A 19,043-nucleotide genomic window follows, 5' to 3' on the forward strand; every position below is an offset into this window, starting at 1 on the left:
AATGAAAGTGCTAATCCCAGTATCACCAATAAACTCACTAAAAACCAGATTATCAGAGTTTTTAAGTAGTGAGGAGAGGAAGAATTTGTTATTGAACATGCTTAGGGATATTAATAAAGCTTTAGAGGGCTTAGATGTTGTTATAATTAGCAGAGATGAGGAGATACTAGAGTTTGGTAAAAATGAATTAAAGGCAGAGACTATTAAAGAAAAATATAAAGGATTAAACAAGGCAATAAAGCAAGCATTTGAGGAGATTGAAGATGATGAAGTTATAATAATCCCAGCAGACATCCCTTTAATTAAAAAGAGGCATATTGAAGATATTTTAAAGCTCTCTAAGGATTATGATGTGATTATAGCCCCTTCAAGAGGAGGAGGGACTAACTTATTATATTTAAAATCAAAAAACTTAATTGAGATAAAATATGAGGGTTTTAGCTTTTTAAAGCACTTGGAGGAGGCAAAGAAGAAGAATTTGAGATATTATATTTATGATTCTTTTTTAATTTCTGTTGATATTAATACACCAGAGGATTTGGGAGAGATATTTATCCATGGAGACAGCACTTACACAAAAAATTATCTAAAAGGTCTTGGCATTGAGGTTGAGTCAAAGCACTCATCAGCTGGAAGATTTGTAGTTAAAAGAGGGGGAGATAATGAGGTATCTAACCCTATGTAGCATAGAGGAGGCAAAATCTATAGTTGATGAACATATAGAAAAACTAAAAAACAAAATTGAAGATGTTGATTTATTCAATGCCATTGGAAGGATTTTAGCTGAAGATGTTTTTTCAGAGATAGATGTCCCTCCCTACGATAGGGCAAAGATGGATGGTTATGCAGTTAAAGCAGAAGACACTTACGATGCAGAGGAAGATAATCCTATAGAGCTAAAGGTTATTGGTTCTCTAAAGGCAGGGGAGATTAAAGATTTAAAAATAAATAATGGGGAGTGTATAGAGATAGCCACTGGAGCAATAATACCAAAAGGGGCTAATGCTGTTGTTATGGTTGAATACACTGAAAGAGACAATGGCAAAGTTAAGATATACAAACCAGTTCCACCAATGGAAAATATCCAATTTACTGGCTCTGATATAATGGCTGGAGAGCTTGTTTTAAGAAAAGATACCAGATTAACACCAAGGGACATAGGGGTTTTAGCTGCTATTGGAAGATATAAAGTTAAAGTTTATAAAAAACTAAAATTTGGGATAATATCCACTGGAAATGAAATTATAAGCCCAGAAAAGCCATTAGAGTTTGGAAAAATCTATGATATAAATACCTATACCTTAGCATCATATATAAAAAATCTTGGCTATGATTTTGAATTCTTTGGAATTGCTAAGGACGATAAAGATGATTTAAAAGAAAAGATTAAAAAAGCTTTAAAATGCGATGTAATCCTATTGAGTGGTGGAACTTCTGCCGGTGTTGGGGACTTAACTGAAACAGCAATAAAAGAGCTTGGTGGAGAGATTTTAGTCCATGGAATAAAGATAAAGCCAGGAAAACCAACAATAATTGGAAAAATTGGAGATAAGTTAATTGTTGGACTACCGGGATATCCAACTTCATGTTTAACGATATTTGATGTCCTATTTGGTGATGAGAAGAACGTTGTAAAGGCAAAATTCCCAGTGAGATATATATCAGCAAAGGGGAGAGTTGAATATCTACCAGTTATATTAGTTAAATATAAAAATGGCTATTCTGCCTATCCAATAACTAAGGGAAGTGGAGCTATAACATCTTTATCAGAGGCAGATGGATACATCATTATAGAGGAAAATAAGGAGATTTTGGAGAATGAAGAAGTTGAAGTTCATCTATTTGGAGATATTAAAGTTGGATTAAATATTATTGGCAGTCATTGTATTGGGGTGGATATAATCTTAAAAGAGGCAAAATTATTGGCAAAGACAATAAACGTTGGTTCTTTGGGTGGTTTGTTAGCAATAAAAAGAGGAGAGGCAGATATAGCTGGAGTTCATCTATTGGATGAAAAAACTGGTATCTACAATATCCCATTCTTAGAGAGGTATAAAGTTAAAGATGCAGTATTAATTAGAGGCTACATTAGAGAGCAAGGATTTATGTTTAGAAAAGAGCATGGCTTTAAATCTATAGAGGAGATTATAGAGAATATTTATAATTTAGAGCTTATAAATAGAAATAAAGGTTCTGGGACAAGGATACTGTTTGATAAGTTTTTAAAGGATAACAACCTTAATCCAAATAAAATTAAAGGTTACAACATAGAGGCAAAAACACATTCAGCAGTAGCAACAGCCATAGCTATGAAGAAGGCAGATATTGGCTTAGGGATAAAGACAGTTGCAGAGCAATATGGTTTAGAGTTTATTCCATTAGCTAATGAGCATTATGACTTCTTAATTAGGAAGGAAAGATTTAACGATGAGGATGTTCAAAAATTCATTAAAGGTTTAAAAACTGCCAAACTACCATTCAAAAAACCAGATAATTGTGGAGAGATTATTTGGGAAGGGTAAAAAGAACTACTGATTAATTTTACTCTTTTTTATTAATTCTATTCCCTATGAAAGTTCTGTTGGATTTCCATTAAATTATTTAAATTATTACTCTCAAAATTAATTATCGGGGATAAGTATGGGAAAAATAAAAATCGATGCCTTAATAGACAACACATATAAAACTATTGATGATAAGGCAATTATCTACCTCTATCTAATTAACTCTATTTTAAAAGATAGGGATTTTAAACCATATTTTTATGTAGAATTAAACAAAGACAAGGTTGAAGATGAAGATATTGAGATAATAAAAGACTTCCTTTTAAAAAATGATTTATTAAAGTTTGTTGAAAATATTGAGGTTGTTAAAAGAATAATTCTTAGGCATGAAAAAGAAATTATTAAAATCATTGCCACACATCCACAAAAAGTCCCAAAGCTTAGAGAAATCAAAAAATGCCCAATTGTCAAAGAGATTTATGAGCATGACATTCCATTTGCCAAAAGATATTTGATAGACAATGAAATAGTCCCAATGACATACTGGGACTTTGAAAATAAAAAACCAGTTAGTATAGAAATTCCAAAATTAAAGGCAGTTGCTTTTGATATGGAAGTTTATAATAGAGATACAGAGCCAAATCCAGAGAGAGACCCTATTTTAATGGCAAGCTTCTGGGATGAAAATGGGGGAAAGGTTATAACCTACAAACAATTCAATCATCCAAATATAGAGGTTGTTGAAAATGAAAAGATGTTAATTAAAAGAATCATTGAAACTTTAAAGCAGTATGATATCATCTACACGTACAACGGAGATAACTTTGATTTCCCATATTTAAAGGCAAGGGCTAAGCTTTATGGAATAGATATCAATTTGGGAAAAGATGGAGAGGAGTTAAAGATAAAAAGAGGAGGAATGGAGTATAGGAGCTACATTCCGGGGAGGGTGCATATAGATTTATACCCAATATCAAGAAGATTGCTAAAACTAACAAAATACACCTTAGAGGACGTTGTTTATAACTTATTTAGCATTGAGAAGCTAAAAATTCCTCATACAAAGATTGTAGAGTATTGGGCAAATAACGATGAAATATTAATTGAATATTCATTGCAAGATGCAAAATACACATACAAAATAGGGACTTACTTCTTTCCATTGGAGGTTATGTTCTCAAGGATTGTTAATCAAACCCTATTTGAGATTACAAGGATGACATCTGGACAGATGGTTGAATATCTCTTAATGAAAAATGCATTCAAAGAAAATATGATTGTTCCAAACAAACCAGATGAAAAAGAGTATAAAATGAGAGTATCAACCACTTATGAAGGAGGATATGTTAAAGAACCAGAAAAGGGGATGTTTGAGGACATAATTAGCATGGACTTCAGATGCCATCCAAAAGGAACAAAGGTTGTTGTTAAAGGAAGAGGCATAGTTAATATTGAGGAGGTTAAGGAAGGAGATTGTATATTGGGCATTGATGGTTGGCAGAGAGTAAAGAAGGTTTGGGAGTATGATTATGAGGGAGAGCTAATTAATGTGAATGGGTTAAAATGCACTCCAAACCATAAAATCCCATTGAAATATGACTATTTAATAAGAGACATATACGCAAAATCTCTATTAAATAAATTCAAAGGAGAGGGGAAACTAATCAGATGTAAGGACTTTGAACTCATTGGAAACTATGAAAAATATATTAATGACATAGATGAGGACTTTATCTTAAAAAGTGAGCTTATTGGCATTTTATTGGCAGAAGGACATTTATTAAGGAAAGATATTGAATACTTCGATTCTTCAAGAGGAAAAAAAAGAATCTCCCACCAATATAGAGTTGAAATTACTGTTAATGAAGATGAAAAAGACTTTATTGAGAGAATAAAATACATATTTAAAAAACTGTTCAATTATGAATTGTATGAAAAGAGAAGAAAGAACTCAAAGGCAATAACACTTGGTTGTGCTAAAAAAGATATTTACTTGGAGATTGAAGAAATTATGAAAAACAAGGAAAAATATCTCCCAAATGCAATATTAAGAGGATTTTTTGAAGGAGACGGTTATGTAAATACAGTAAGAAAAACAATAGTTGTAAATCAAGGAACAAATAACTACGAGAAGATTAAATTTATTGCCTCACTTCTTGACAAATTGGGAATAAGATACAGTTTCTACGAATATAATTATGAAGAAAGAGGAAAAAAACTAAAAAGATACATTATTGAGATTTTCTCAAGAGGGGATTTAATAAAGTATTCAGTTTTGGTTGGCTTTATTAGTAAAAGAAAAACCGACTTGCTGAATGAAATTATAAGACAAAAAACCTTGTATAAACTTGGAGATTATGGATTTTATGATTTAGATGATGTTTGTGTATCAGTTGAGCATTATAAAGGAAAAGTTTATGATTTAACCCTCGAAGGAAGACCATATTACTTTGCAAATGGCATTTTAACCCACAATTCTTTGTATCCTTCAATAATCATATCCTACAATATAAGTCCAGACACCTTAGATTGCGAATGCTGTAAAGATATTAGTGAAAAAATCTTAGGACATTGGTTCTGTAAGAAGAAAGAGGGATTAATTCCCAAAACTTTAAGGAATCTAATAGAAAGAAGAATCAACATTAAAAGGAGGATGAAAGAAATGGTTAAAATTGGAGAAATTAATGAAGAATACAACCTATTAGATTATGAGCAAAAGTCATTAAAGATTTTAGCTAACAGCATTTTGCCAGATGAATATTTAACAGTAATAGAGGAGGATGGTGTAAAGATAATAAAAATTGGTGATTACATAGACGATTTAATGAGAAAGCACAAAGACAAGATTAAATATGATGGGCTAAGTGAAATCCTAGAGGTTGATAATCTAAAAACCTACTCATTCAACAGAAAAACCAAAAAATGCTCAATAAATAGAGTTAAAGCTTTAATTAGGCATCCATATTCTGGAAAAGCTTACAAAATAAAACTAAGGTCTGGTAGAACAATAAAAGTAACAGAAGACCACAGCTTATTTAAATTTGAAAAAGGAAGGCCTGTATGTGTCAGAGGGGATGAGATACAGCCTGGTGATTTAATTGTAGTCCCAAGAAAGCTAAAGTTTGTTAATAAAAAGGATGTTATCATAAATATTCCAAAGAGGTTAGTTGATGCTGATGAGGAAGAACTTAAAGATTTAACCATAACAAAACATAAAGACAAGGAATTTTTAGTTAGATTGAGAAAAACACTTGAAGATATTAAAAATAATAAGTTAAAAATTATATTTGATGATTGTATTTCATATTTGGAAAACCTTGGACTAATAGACTACAGCATTATTAAGAAGATAAACAAAATTGATATAAAGATATTAGACGAGGAAAAATTCGATGCTTATAAAAAATATATTGACACTTTCGTAGAGTATGGGACGTTTAGAAAAGACAGATGTAACATCCAATACATAAGAATTAAGGATTATATACCAAATATTCCAGATAAAGAGTTTGAAGATTGTGAGATAGGAGCATATAGTGGAAAAATAAATGCTCTTTTAAAATTAGATGAAAAATTGGCTAAATTTTTAGGATACTTTGTAACAAGGGGAAGATTAAAAAAACTAAAAATTAAAGGAGAAACAGTCTATGAAATCTCAGTATATAAATCCCTACCAGAGTATCAGAAGGAAATTGCTGAAGTATTTAAAGAGGCGTTTGGGGCTGGTTCTATAGCTAAGGACAAGGTTACAATGGATAATAAAATCATCTATTTAGTATTAAAATACATATTTAAATGTGGAAATAGAGACAAAAAGCATATTCCCGAGGAGATATTTTTAGCAAATGAAAATATTATAAAAAGCTTCTTAGAAGGATTTTTAAAGGCAAAGAAAAACTCTCATAAAGGAACTACAACATTTATGGCTAAGGATGAGAAATACTTACATCAACTAATATTATTATTCAGCTTAGTTGGAATCCCTACGAGATTCACCCCAGTTAAAAATAAGGGTTATAAATTAACGTTAAATCCAAACTATACAATAGTTGAAGATTTAATGCTTGATGAAGTTAAAGAGGTCGAAGCATTTGATTACACTGGCTATGTCTATGATTTAAGTGTAGAAAAGTATGAAAACTTCTTAATTAATAACATTTATGCACATAACAGCTCTGTTTCTGAAATTGATAACATTAGGGAATTATACAATCTATTGGATTACGAGCAAAAATCTTTAAAGATTTTAGCTAACAGCATTCTACCTAACCAATGGATGCCGATAGTGGAAGACAACGATATAAAATTTGTCAAAATTGACAATTACATAAACCAATTAATGGATAGGAATAAATATAAAATTAAATTTGATGGAAATAGTGAAATCTTAGAAGTTGATAATTTAAAAGCATTTTCATTTAATAGACAAAGTAAAAAATGTGAAATAAAGAGGGTTAAGGCATTAATTAGACATAAATACTCTGGAAAAGCTTACAAAATAAAATTAAGGTCTGGAAGAGAGATAGAGGTTACAATGGGACATAGTTTATTTAAATATGAAAATGGAAAAATTGTAGAGGTTAAAGGGGAGGATGTAAAAGTTGATGACTTAATTGTAGTGCCAAAAAGTATTGTAGCTATTGAAGAAGATATAACGATAAATATTCCAAAAGTGTTAGCTAAACTTGATGATGACTCTTTAATCTTAGAAATTCCAAAAGAAAAAAGAAATGAGATTAAAAAGAAGATTAGCACAATTAAAGATAAATCTCTACGTAAATTCTATGAGTTGATATTGAAGCATTCTAAATACACAAAAAACGGTAACTATATTATTAAATTGTCAAAAGTAAAGGATATTATCGACTATATTCCAGATAAAGAATTTATCAACTTTAAAATTGGGACACGTGGGGGGAAGAGGATAAATGCAATAATAAAACTTGATGAAGATGTTGCAAAGTTTTTAGGGTACTATGTAAGTGAGGGCTATGCAAGATGTTCAAAAAACCAGAAAAATGGCTACAGTTATGAAATCTATATTGCAAATCATGATAAAGACATCTTAAAAGATATGGAAAGAGTAACAACTAAAATCTTTGATAAATGTAAGGTTTGTAAAGATAGAGTAAGAGTAATGTCAAAAATTGCATATCTGTTTGTTAATTATGTTGTCCCTTGTGGAATAAAGGCAGAAAATAAACAAATTCCAGAGATTATATTCAAAGCAAAAAAATCTATAAAATTGGCATTCCTTGAAGGGTATTTTATTGGAGATGGGGATATACATCCTTCTAAGAGATTAAGATTATCTACAAAAAGTGAGAAATTGGCATATCAGTTAATGTTTCTTTTAAACTCTTTGGGTATATCTGCAGTTAAAATAGGATTCGACAGTGGAGTTTATAGAGTTTATATAAATGAAGATTTGCCATTCATAACAACAAATCGAAAAAGAAATAAGTATTACTCTAATGTGATACCAAAAGAAATTTTAGAATATATATTTAACAAAAAGTTTCAGAACAATATGAGCATAGACAAATTCAAAGAGTTCATTAAGGACAAAGATATAAATGGTTTTGAATGGTTGTTAAATGGAGATATAACCTTTGATAGAGTTAAAGAAATTGAAGAGTTTGATTATAATGGATATGTATATGATTTAAGCGTTGAAGATAACGAAAACTTCTTAATTAATAACATTTATGCACATAATAGCGTCTATGGCTATTTAGCTTTTCCAAGGGCAAGATTTTACAGCAGAGAGTGTGCAGAGGTCGTTACATACTTAGGGAGAAAGTATATCTTAGAAACAGTTAAAGAGGCAGAAAAATTTGGATTTAAAGTTTTATACGTCGATACTGACGGTTTTTATGCAATTTGGAAAGAAAAGATTAGCAAAGAGGAGTTAATAAAAAAAGCTATGGAATTTGTTGAATACATAAACTCAAAACTCCCTGGCACTATGGAGTTGGAGTTTGAAGGCTACTTTAAGAGAGGTATCTTTGTAACTAAAAAGAGATATGCCCTAATTGATGAGAGTGGGAGGGTTACAGTTAAAGGGCTGGAGTTTGTTAGGAGAGATTGGTCTAACATAGCAAAGATAACGCAAAGAAAGGTCTTAGAGGCTTTATTGGTTGAAGGTAGTATAGAGAAAGCTAAGAAAATAATTCAAGATGTTATTAAGGATTTGAGAGAAAAGAAGATAAAAAAAGAGGATTTAATAATTTATACTCAACTAACAAAAGACCCTAAGGAGTATAAAACCACAGCCCCACATGTTGAGATAGCCAAAAAATTGATGAGAGAAGGAAAGAGAATTAAAGTTGGAGACATTATTGGCTATATAATCGTCAAAGGAACAAAATCAATAAGTGAGAGAGCCAAACTTCCAGAAGAGGTTGATATTGAGGATGTGGATGTGAATTACTATATTGATAATCAAATTTTACCTCCAGTTTTAAGGATTATGGAGGCTGTAGGAGTTTCAAAAAATGAGTTGAAGAAAGAAGGAGCTCAATTAACTTTAGATAAGTTTTTTAACTAAAATTATTTATTTGAAGAATGCATCTAACGTTAATTGCTTACCTTTATCTTCTTTCTTTTTCCTCTCTTTCTTTTTCTCTTTTTTAGTTTTTTCTTTTACTTCTTCAACCTTTGGTTTTTCCTCTATCTTTTCTTTAATCTCTTCTTCCTTCTTCTCTTCTTCTATTTTTTTCTCTACTTCAGCTTTTATTTCCTCTTTTTCTTCAACTTCCTTAGGTTGTATAATTGGTTGTTCTTCCTTAGCTTCTTCTTTCTTTTTTTCTTTCTCTAATTTCTCTTTTTCTTTTTTCTTTTTCCTCTCTAATTTTTTCTTTTCTTTCAATATCTTTAAGATTTCTGAAGCTAACTTATCTCCAACCAAAACTTTTAGCTCATCTTCCTTTATTTCAAAATAATCAACTAAATCAGCAGCTATAGAAGGATTTTCTTTAGCTAAGATTTTAAGCATCTGCAAATCAAACCTTGCCCTCTTTGATGATGTATGGGTTTTTTCTCCTATCTTTTTTAATATTTTATTTAATATCTCTCTCTCAGCTTTTGTTTGAGTTAATAATCTAAAAATCTTTGGATAGCTGTAAGGTGTCCATTTTCTATACTTTTCATGCTTTGATAAGGCTACCCCAGCAGTCATTAACGTTGTTGCATACTTCCAAAAACTGTAGTTCTGCCTTCTCATAACTCTGCCTAAATATCTATCTGCCTTTGAGAGGTATTCAAAAGCTCTTGCAACTTCTTCTGGCTTCTCATACTCTTTTGGAACGTTTTCAGCTATCCACTCTATAACGACATCTGGTGTTTCATCCACATTCATTAAAGCAGTTGTAGCTATCCCATAGTGGGTAGTTTTTAAAATAACCCTTAAAGCATCAAATATATTTGCCTCTCTCTTCCTATCCGGCAATTTTTGGGCTGCCTCATAACTCAAATCTCCAGATAATGCTAAAGCCTCTAAGTCATTTATTGCACTCCTCAAATCTCCAGCTGAATGCTGGGCAATCATCTTTAGCGTTTTGTCATCCACATCAAGCCCCTCTTTTTGTGCTATCTTTTTTAGAACTTTATAAACAGAGTTTGTATGGACTGGGTTTAGCTGGATTACCTCAACATAAGGGAGGAGATTTCTTATTGCTGGAGCGTAAGCATCATTTGCAGTTAAAATTATTGGGTTCTTTGCCTTCTTTATAACTTTTATTAGCTCAGAAACCCCTCCGGCATCCTCCTTTCCAGAGATTCCGTCAACCTCATCCAGTATAATTAAAAATTTTTTTCCAAAGATAGATGATGAAGTAGCAGCGTGTCCTACAACCTTTTTTATGACTGAAGCACTTCTTTTATCACTCGCATTTAGTTCAATAACTTCAAATCCGTAATCGTTTGCTAATGCATAAGCTAACGTTGTCTTTCCACAACCTGGAGGCCCCACCAATAAAATTGGTTTTGGATGCTCCCCTTTTAAATAACTCTCAATCCATGTTTTTAGCTTTTCTTTAACTTTATCATGCCCAGCAACTTCTTTTAAAGATTTTGGTCTATACTTCTCTACCCAACTTAACATAGATTATCCCAATTGTTATTTTTTATTAATTTTAAAGTCCAAAGCTAATATATATTCTCTTGGTGCATAGCTCTTTACTATTCTTTTTTCTAAAACTTCACAATCACACTTTTTTTCAAATAATTTTATTGCATCATTAAAATCTTTTCCAATCGTGTAATAGTGTATAACTCCTCCTTCCTCTACAATATCTAATGCCTTATCAACAAATTCATGGGCATATTTTGGTAGATTCATTATAACCCTATTCCCCTTAACGTCAACTTCTCTTACATCACTCAATATAGGTATTATCTTATGTTCCAACTTATTTAACTTTATGTTTTTCTTTAAAAGCTCTATGGCATGAGGGTTTATATCTATGGCATAGATTTTTTTGGCATTTTTGCAAGCTATTGAGAAAGGCCCAACACCGGCAAACATATCAACAACCACGTCATCCAAAGAGACCTTTTTCATGATCCTTGCTCTCTCTCCACTTAATCTTGGTGAGAAATAGACCTTTGCAATATCAACATAAAGCCTATAGCCGTTTTCTTTGTGGATTGTTAAAGTTCTATTCTCCCCAGCTAAATGCTCCAACTCCCTAACTCTAAACTCTCCTTTAACTTCACTCTTCCTCCTAAAAACTCCCTTGCATGGAATTAATTTATAGGCAAGTTCTCCAATCTCCTTTCTTGTTTTTTCATCAATCTCATCTGAAATTTGCAGTATTACCAAATCACCAATAACATCATAGGAGAGAGATATTAATCCCTCATCAACTTCCTTTCTATATTTTTTTGATATTATTTCTCTAAAACTTGGTTTTTTAATGATTTTTTTCTCTTCAAGGTCTTTTTCAACTAACTCAAACTCAATATCTAAGATGCTCTTTAAAATCTCCTCATCAATATGTTTTATTGGTAGATATAGGTAGTTTCCTTCAGATATTATTTTATAATCTTTGTTTAATAGGTTGTTTTCTATCAGTATTCTTCTTGTTTTTTCTCCATGTTTTTTATCTATTTTTAGGCATAATGGCATAGAATCACCAAATCTTATAATTTTTTACTCTTTAAAACCCTATAACCTCCTTTTATTGTAACCGTCTCAACGTTCCCAAAAACTTCTTCCATAAACTTTGCTAATGACTTAGCCCCTTGCTTTGTTTGAATAACTACCCAAATCTCTCCCCCTTCTTTTAAAATCTCCTTCCCTTCTTTGATAATTTTATGCAAAACCTCCTTTCCAGCTCTTATTGGTGGGTTTGTTATAATCTTATCATACTCTCTATCTCTAACATTTTCATACAAATCACTATGAATTACTCTAATGTCATAACCCTCCAAGTTATTCAGCTTTATATTCTCCTTAGCTAACTTTATAGCTCTTCTGTTTATATCAGCCATTGTAACGGATTTAACCTCATCAGCTAAAGCTATTCCAATAACCCCATAACCACAACCCAAATCTAAGATGTCATCATCTTTATCAACTATAACATTCTCAACTAAAATTTTTGTTCCCTTATCAACCTTTCCATAAGAGAAAACTCCAGCATCTGTTTTAAATTTCAATCTCTTCCCTCTTAAAATGTCTTCAACAATTTTTATATCTGATTTGGTTGTTGGCTTTTCAGAGAAATAGTGCATTTTATCACCAAAATGTTTATAACTAAGTTTAAATTAAAATAACAACTTATTTAAAATTTAGCTGGCAGAATAGATTATATTAATCATGCCAATTTATAGGTGGTAACATGCATCTCTTAGATTTGGATGTATTAAGTAGAGAGGATGTATTAAAAATTATTGAATATGGTATGTACTTCAAAAAAAACAGAAGAAAACATGAAAAAATCTTAGAGGGGAAGAGTGTAGCAATTCTGTTTGAGAAACCCTCAACAAGGACAAGGATGAGTTTTGATATTGCAGTTTATGAGTTAGGAGGGCATCCACTAATAATGAATCAGAATGAAATACACTTAGGAAAGAAAGAATCTACAAAAGACACTGCAAGGGTTATGAGTAGATATGTAGATGCAATAGTGGCAAGGGTTTATAAGCATAGAGATTTAGAGGAGATGGCTAAATACTCATCAGTTCCAGTTATAAATGCATTGAGTGATTTAGCTCATCCTTGCCAAATATTGGCTGATTTGATGACTATAAAAGAGTATAAAGGCAAATTTAAAGGATTAAAGATAGCATACTTAGGAGATGGAAACAACGTCTGCAACTCCTTAATCTTAGGTTCTGCATTAGTAGGAATGGATATTTATGTAGCAACACCAAGAGGTTATGAGCCGAATGCTAAAGTTGTATTAAAAGCTAAGGAGATTATTGACAGCTATGGAGAAGGCTCATTAACATTAACAAACAACCCAATAGAGGCTGCTGAAGATGCTGATATATTATATACTGACGTATGGATTAGTATGGGAGATGATAAAAGCAAAGAAGAGGTTTTAAAAATCTTCCCACCATTCCAAATCAATAATAAACTCTTAGAATATGCTAAAGATGATGTCATAGTTATGCACTGTCTCCCAGCAAATAGAGGGTATGAGATAACTGATGATGTTATTGATGGAGAGCATTCAGTTGTCTATGATGAGGCAGAGAATAGATTGCACGTTCAGAAAGGAGTATTTAAGTTTATATTTGAGAGAGACTAATTTATCTAAAGCACCAAAATAAGCAATAAAATCAGCAGTATCTTAACCATAACACTCACAGCATAATTTATCATTGCCAACTTTAATCCAAATCTCCCAAATAAAGCTATGTAAGTTCCAATGGAGTGTTTTAAATAAATCATTGTAACTCCAATGATATTGGCAATTAATAAAACTATTAGAGCTTGCTTCTCGTTTAAAATGCCATTTTTTATTAAAATATCAACTGTGGCATATCCAGCAGAGAAGTGAGCAAGGTTCGCAATTAAAACAGCTATTGCCTCACCTGGCAAATCAAGAATCCTAAATACTGGGCTAAATATCCCTCTAACAACATCCATTAAACCAAGTTTTATTAGGTAGTTTATTAATATAGTAAAGATAACAATCATTGGAATAACCTTTTTTAAAATTTTTAAAGATTTTTTAAAGCCTTTAATTATAACCTCCCTATTAAATACTAGTTTTTCATTGTTATCATTGTTTATCTCTATCTGTCTTCTTTTAAAGAATATGTTTGCATACAAAATCCCTATTAAAGCCTGCAAAAACCCAGAGATAACGTTGAGAGAGACATAGATAAGCCCCAACTTGTAGCCCAAGATAACAACAGCTAACGGCAGTTGAACCCTGAAAATGCTCTCTCCTAAGATTGTAGGTAGAGGGCTGATTATTGTAGTTACTATAACCTCCTTTTCATTGATTTTATTTTCTTTATAAAACCCAGCTAACATTGACTTTCCGACAGTTGGATTTATAAAGTTACCTAATAAAGATAAAACACACTCTTCTGGAAGATTAGATATTAAGCAGATTGGCTTAGTTATCCTTTTAATTTTGCTTATTAAATTAGTTTCCTCAATAATACTTGCAACTATAATCCCAATGGATGATAAAGCTATTATTTTAAATAAATATTGAAGTATATCCATACTATCACAAATTATTCTTTAACACTCTCCTTTAACAGTACATCAATCTTTTCAGTAATTTCATCCAACTCCTCCTCTGATAACGGATTTGGGACAACTCTACTTTCATTTTCATATATTGCCCTTGCAATCTCTCTAAATATATTTGCTATCTCACTGTCTGGGGCATATTCAATAACTGTCTTTTTGTAAATCTCTGCCTTTGTTATTAAATTACTCATTGGGATTTTTCCAATAACTTGAGTTCCAATTTTTTTGGCAAATTCTTCAACAATCTCTGGGGCATCTATAACACTCCTTCCATTGTAAATTATTCCTCCCAGTGCAATCTTTCCTCTGCTTGCAAACCTCTTTATCCCCTTGCATATATTGTTTCCCGCATAGATTGCCATTGGGTCGCAAGTGGTTACAATATAAACATCATCAGCCAAGTGCTTTTGTAAAGGCATTGCAAAGCCACCACAAACAACATCTCCCAGAATATCATAGATAACCACATCTGGCTTTAGTTCTTCAAAAACCCCTAATCTATTTAGCATATCAACTGCCGTTATAACTCCCCTCCCAGCACATCCTATTCCAGGTTCAGGCCCTCCAGATTCAACACAATAAACTCCACCAAAGCCTTCAAAAACAATATCTTCCAATTCCATATTGTCCGGCCCTTTTTTTCTAAAGACATCTAAGACAGTTGGAATCTTCCTCCCTACTAAGTTTCTTGTTGTATCTGCCTTTGGGTCACAGCCAACAACCAAAACCTTCTTTCCATCCTCTGCCAAAGCTGCTGCTATATTACTCACCGTAGTGGATTTTCCAATTCCTCCCTTTCCATAGACACAAAATTTCCTCATAATTCCACCAAATTTTTATTATTTAATATTACGTCCTACAATAATGTTAATAATCTTTTCAGTTAAATGAACTTTCTATAGTCTATTTAAATTTTTTAGATTTTATTCCTTATACAGTCAATTAAATCTTATTACATGAATTTGGAGTTTAAATTATGTATTCTGCTCAGAATTATAATCATAAAAAACACTTTGACATAAAATTTAAAGTGAGGTCTGAACACATCATCAACATCCAATAATAACACTTTAAATATTTTTCTCCTGTTCTTGTTTATAATACTGCAAAAAATAGCACAAAAAATAATAGAACAAGTACTTTGGTTATTTAGCAATAAATGGAGTTGCAGTGTTATTCTCTATGTTGTATTTTAGGAAAAAGTGTGTTTTTCTTCCTTTGAATGCTTCTGGGTGTAATATAGTTGCTAAGTCCATTATAACCTCATCAGTTTTCATTAATCCTAACTGCCAGTAATCATCACTTGTACAAAATACTCTTCCATTTTTCACTGCTTTAAATGTCTCATATCCTGGATTGTCTTTTTTAAATGTTGATAACCATGTTGTTGATGATGGAATAATCCAGACATCAGCATCTTTTGCTCTCTCAGCGAATGTTTCATAATCTATTTTTACACTACCTGTTCCGTTGAGATCTTTAAAGAGATAATCTCCATTACAGTAAAACATTATTTCTTTAGCAACGTAGGAATCTTTTCCTGGAACATAACATCCCCATTGGGAGTTGTAACCCCATACAACTGAAACTTTTGGGTAATCTTTGGTTTTATTTATAACTGCTAAACAGTTACTTTCAACTTTATTAAAGTATTTCTTTGCTTCAGGCTCCTTATTGTAAAAGGCGGCAAACATCTTAACCCATTCACATCTACCAAGCGGGTCGTTTTCTAAATACTCTGCGTCAGCAACATACGTTATTCCTAACTCCTTACATTTTGCTATAATTTTATCCCCATCGTAACCTGGATAAACAAATATAACCTGTGGATTGATTTCAATAATTTTGTCCCAGTTTGGGTTTGAAGGGGAACCAACATCAATTATTGAACCATTTTTAAGACCCTCTTCTATATTTCTAAAGTACCATTTGTATTGACCACCCCACATAATCCCCTTTACAGAACCAATAACTGAACCATCATCATTTAACGGCTCCATTAATGCGATTTGGGTAGAGCTCATGACAATAACCTTCGTTAAAGGCACATTTATAACTTTAAAGTCATCCCCCAGTTTCTTTTTTGCCCAACTTGGGACTGGGTCATCTTTATTCTTTAATAAAAACTTCTGCCCTGTTGCATCAACAAAGACCTTATATTTCCACTTGTCTCCATTGGTGTAGGGATTCACAGGATTACCATTTTCATCGTAATATGTTAAATTCATTCTCTTGGCATATTTGGCAACATCTAAGGTAGTAGTTGTAGTTGCGGAAATATGGGATATGACGGTTTTATTAACCTCTTCAACTTTCTGCTCATTTACACATCCAGCTATCATAACTGCAACTAGCATTATAGAGAATATTCCAGCAACCAAAAACTTTCTCATGATATCACCACTTAGCTAATTAAAGGAAATTTTATAAAATTTTCGGTAATGTTTAATTTTTAATTTTAGAAGGAGTATATATAAGTTATTGTAACTGTTAAGAACGCAACAGGTGTGAATAAGGGGCTGTTCATTGCGAATATTTGCATAGTTTGGATATCTCTCAAGATACTACTTTTATATTTTTGTTAAACTTATTATCAAAAATTATGATTAAAACAAAATATTTATGAATCATTGCAGCCACATAAAATGAGTAAATCCAAGTTAAGGTGATACTATTGAAACTTAAAAGATTTTTAGCCTTATCAATAATTCTAAGTATTTTGTTAATGATTTCTTCAATTTACAGCATTACTCTGGGAACTATTCCCATAAAAAATAAAGAATTGACTGATTATCTACTAAAAGGCACTACTGGAAATAAAATAAAGGATAAAATCATCTTCAAGTTGAGATTGCCGAGAACTATTGGAGCAATTGTTGCTGGAATTGCCATAGCATTAGCTGGGATTTTAATGCAAGGCTATTTTAGAAATCCACTGGCAGACCCCTACTTAATGGGGGTTGCAAGTGGAGCATCGTTAGGGGTTGTTTTATACATCTTCACCTACATGCTCTTCAAATTGGGAATCCCACACAACATTTATGGATTTATAATCTCAGCTTATATTGGAGCATTTGTGACAATGTTTGTTGTAATAAATATTGCAAGGGTTGTTAAGCAAGTATCAACATTATTAATTTGCGGTTTAATGATTGGAGCAATTGCTTCTGGATTTTCTACCATTATTATTTACTTGGGAGATTACATTGGTGAAGAAAACAGTAATCTCTCTGGCTTTTTGATGTGGGAAATGGGTTCAGTAAATAATCTAACATGGGACATGATTACTATAATGGCCCTAATTATAATCCCGCTTTCAATTTTAACTTACATTTTCCTTTCAAAAAAATTGGACGCAAATTTGTTAGGAGAAAAGTATGCAATCAGTGTGGGAGTTGATATCAAATCATTAAGAACATGGCTTATTATTCTCTCATGCGTTTTAACTGCGACAGTTGTAGCATTTACAGGGCCGATAGCGTTTGTTGGAATAACGTGCCCAATAGTTGCACGAATGATTTGTGGAACTTCCAAGCATATTTATGTAATTCCAGTAACCATGCTTTTGGGGGCTGTGTTTTTAGTTATTGCAGATATCTTAACAAGACCAGGGGTTTTGATACCCTCAACCAACGTTCTCCCTCTGCTTTGTCCATTATCAATAATAGGAGCTCCAATAGCAATTATAATATATCTAAAAATAAGAAAAATGGGGATTTAAATGAACAGAATAGGGATTTTATTAATTTTATTCATCCTCTCATTAATATTGCCTTTTACTGCATTATACATTGGTGGAAATGCAAAATCAATAACATTGGAGGATGTGAGTAATTTTTTATTGAAGGGAACTACTGGAAATGAGTTTAAAGATATGTTGTTGAGAGATATTAGACTGCCTCCAATAATTGGAGCGGTTCTTATTGGATTAACTATATCTGCAGCAGGTTTAATGCTTCAAACGTTATTTAGGAACTTATTAGCATCTCCATACACAACTGGAATATCGTCTGGAGTTTTGATGGTTGTTGCATTGGTTATATTTATAGATTCTCTCTCACATCTGTTTGAGATTTTTGGAGAAAATAGCATTTTAGTTGCTGGTTGGTGTGGAGGAATTTTTTCAATGATTTTGCTAATTATCATTGCCTTGAGAGTTAGAGAAGCGAATGGAGTCATAATTGTTGCTTTATTGCTAAGCTATTTCTTTATGGGTTTGAGGGCATATCTCATCGCAAATGCTGAAGAGTTGAAGATTCAAGAGTATTGGGGATTTACAATTGGTTCTTTATCTAAGATAACTTTGGGAGACATTATGCCAATGACAATCTGCTCAATCATATTTATTATTGGAGTTATGTTTTTAATAAAATCTTTAAACGCTCTATTGTTTGGAGAGCAGTATGCGAAAAGTTTTGGGTTAGATATAAAAAAGACGAGAATTTTAATTTTATTCTTTGCATCATTTATAACTGGAGCTATAATTCCTTACGTAGGTTTAATTGCATTTATTGGGATAATTGCCCCATATTTAGCACGACCCTTAATAAAAACCTCTGACCATAGATATTTAATGCCAGCAACAATGCTTTTAGGCGTTATTTTAATGGTTTCATGTCATATCCTTTCATTGAAATACTATCTTCCAATCCACTACATCTATGGAATAAATAGACCTGCCTCTCCTCTTCCTATTGGAGCAGTTTTAGATATATTAGGAGGTTTATTGGTTGTATATTTAGTCTATAAAGGAGAAAAGAAAATAAAGATTGACCATTAATTATTAACAAGCTCCGGTGCTTTAGCACGGAGAC

Annotated in this window: 12 protein-coding genes; 6 read left to right on the forward strand and 6 right to left on the reverse strand. The window is 32.0% G+C overall.

The genetic code is table 11. From position 1 onward, the window contains the following. The first annotated feature begins 1 nt into the window (after position 1). The 3 genes from cofC (at position 2) to MFS40622_RS06360 (ending at position 9,054) form a co-directional block, all read left to right on the forward strand. Positions 2 to 685: a 2-phospho-L-lactate guanylyltransferase gene (cofC, locus tag MFS40622_RS06350; protein WP_012980856.1), complete on the forward strand. Its 684-nt coding sequence runs from the start codon at positions 2 to 4 to the stop codon at positions 683 to 685. Continuing rightward, positions 663 to 2,522 (forward strand): molybdopterin biosynthesis protein, encoded by a 1,860-nt coding sequence (locus MFS40622_RS06355; protein ID WP_012980857.1) that lies wholly within the window; start codon positions 663 to 665, stop codon positions 2,520 to 2,522. The genes cofC and MFS40622_RS06355 overlap by 23 nt, the downstream gene beginning before the upstream one ends. Positions 2,523 to 2,640: 118 nt before the next feature. Continuing rightward, positions 2,641 to 9,054 carry a DNA polymerase domain-containing protein gene (locus tag MFS40622_RS06360; protein ID WP_012980858.1) on the forward strand — a complete coding sequence of 2,138 codons (6,414 nt, stop codon included), beginning with the start codon at positions 2,641 to 2,643 and terminating at the stop codon, positions 9,052 to 9,054. 6 nt (positions 9,055 to 9,060) lie between these two features. On the opposite strand, the gene MFS40622_RS06365 is transcribed toward MFS40622_RS06360, so the two are convergent. Genes MFS40622_RS06365 through MFS40622_RS06375 form a run of 3 tightly spaced genes read right to left on the reverse strand, consistent with a single transcriptional unit; the run spans position 9,061 to position 12,242 of the window. Next, positions 9,061 to 10,608 carry a replication factor C large subunit gene (locus MFS40622_RS06365; RefSeq protein ID WP_012980859.1) on the reverse strand — a complete coding sequence of 516 codons (1,548 nt, stop codon included), beginning with the start codon at positions 10,606 to 10,608 and terminating at the stop codon, positions 9,061 to 9,063. 15 nt (positions 10,609 to 10,623) lie between these two features. Beyond that, positions 10,624 to 11,634, reverse strand: coding sequence for a tRNA (guanine(37)-N1)-methyltransferase Trm5b (gene trm5b, locus MFS40622_RS06370; RefSeq protein ID WP_012980860.1), 1,011 nt, complete (start codon positions 11,632 to 11,634; stop codon positions 10,624 to 10,626). Between the two features lie 14 nt (positions 11,635 to 11,648). Continuing rightward, on the reverse strand, positions 11,649 to 12,242 hold the full coding sequence (locus MFS40622_RS06375; protein WP_012980861.1) for a class I SAM-dependent methyltransferase: 594 nt from the start codon (positions 12,240 to 12,242) through the stop codon (positions 11,649 to 11,651). A 107-nt stretch (positions 12,243 to 12,349) separates the two neighbouring features. Here MFS40622_RS06375 and argF point away from each other — a divergent pair, with 107 nt between their 5' ends. Next, entirely contained in the window at positions 12,350 to 13,267 is a 918-nt protein-coding gene (argF, locus tag MFS40622_RS06380) for an ornithine carbamoyltransferase (protein WP_012980862.1), read from the forward strand. 5 nt (positions 13,268 to 13,272) lie between these two features. Here argF and MFS40622_RS06385 read toward each other — a convergent pair whose 3' ends face one another. From MFS40622_RS06385 to MFS40622_RS06395, 3 genes are all read right to left on the reverse strand, one after another. Next, positions 13,273 to 14,199, reverse strand: coding sequence for a nucleoside recognition domain-containing protein (locus MFS40622_RS06385; protein ID WP_012980863.1), 927 nt, complete (start codon positions 14,197 to 14,199; stop codon positions 13,273 to 13,275). Between the two features lie 11 nt (positions 14,200 to 14,210). Further along, positions 14,211 to 15,050, reverse strand: coding sequence for a nitrogenase iron protein (nifH, locus tag MFS40622_RS06390; RefSeq protein WP_012980864.1), 840 nt, complete (start codon positions 15,048 to 15,050; stop codon positions 14,211 to 14,213). A gap of 324 nt (positions 15,051 to 15,374) precedes the next feature. Beyond that, entirely contained in the window at positions 15,375 to 16,622 is a 1,248-nt protein-coding gene (locus MFS40622_RS06395; protein ID WP_012980865.1) for an ABC transporter substrate-binding protein, read from the reverse strand. A gap of 281 nt (positions 16,623 to 16,903) precedes the next feature. Between MFS40622_RS06395 and MFS40622_RS06400 the strand changes: the two genes are divergently transcribed. Both MFS40622_RS06400 and MFS40622_RS06405 read left to right on the forward strand, forming a co-directional pair. After that, entirely contained in the window at positions 16,904 to 17,950 is a 1,047-nt protein-coding gene (locus MFS40622_RS06400) for an iron ABC transporter permease (RefSeq protein WP_048197499.1), read from the forward strand. Then, complete coding sequence (locus MFS40622_RS06405; RefSeq protein WP_012980867.1) at positions 17,951 to 19,009, forward strand: iron ABC transporter permease; 1,059 nt, start codon at positions 17,951 to 17,953, stop codon at positions 19,007 to 19,009. The last annotated feature ends 34 nt before the right edge of the window (positions 19,010 to 19,043 follow it).

The organism is Methanocaldococcus sp. FS406-22 (assembly GCF_000025525.1).
GTDB lineage: Archaea > AGJL01 > Methanococci > Methanococcales > Methanocaldococcaceae > Methanocaldococcus.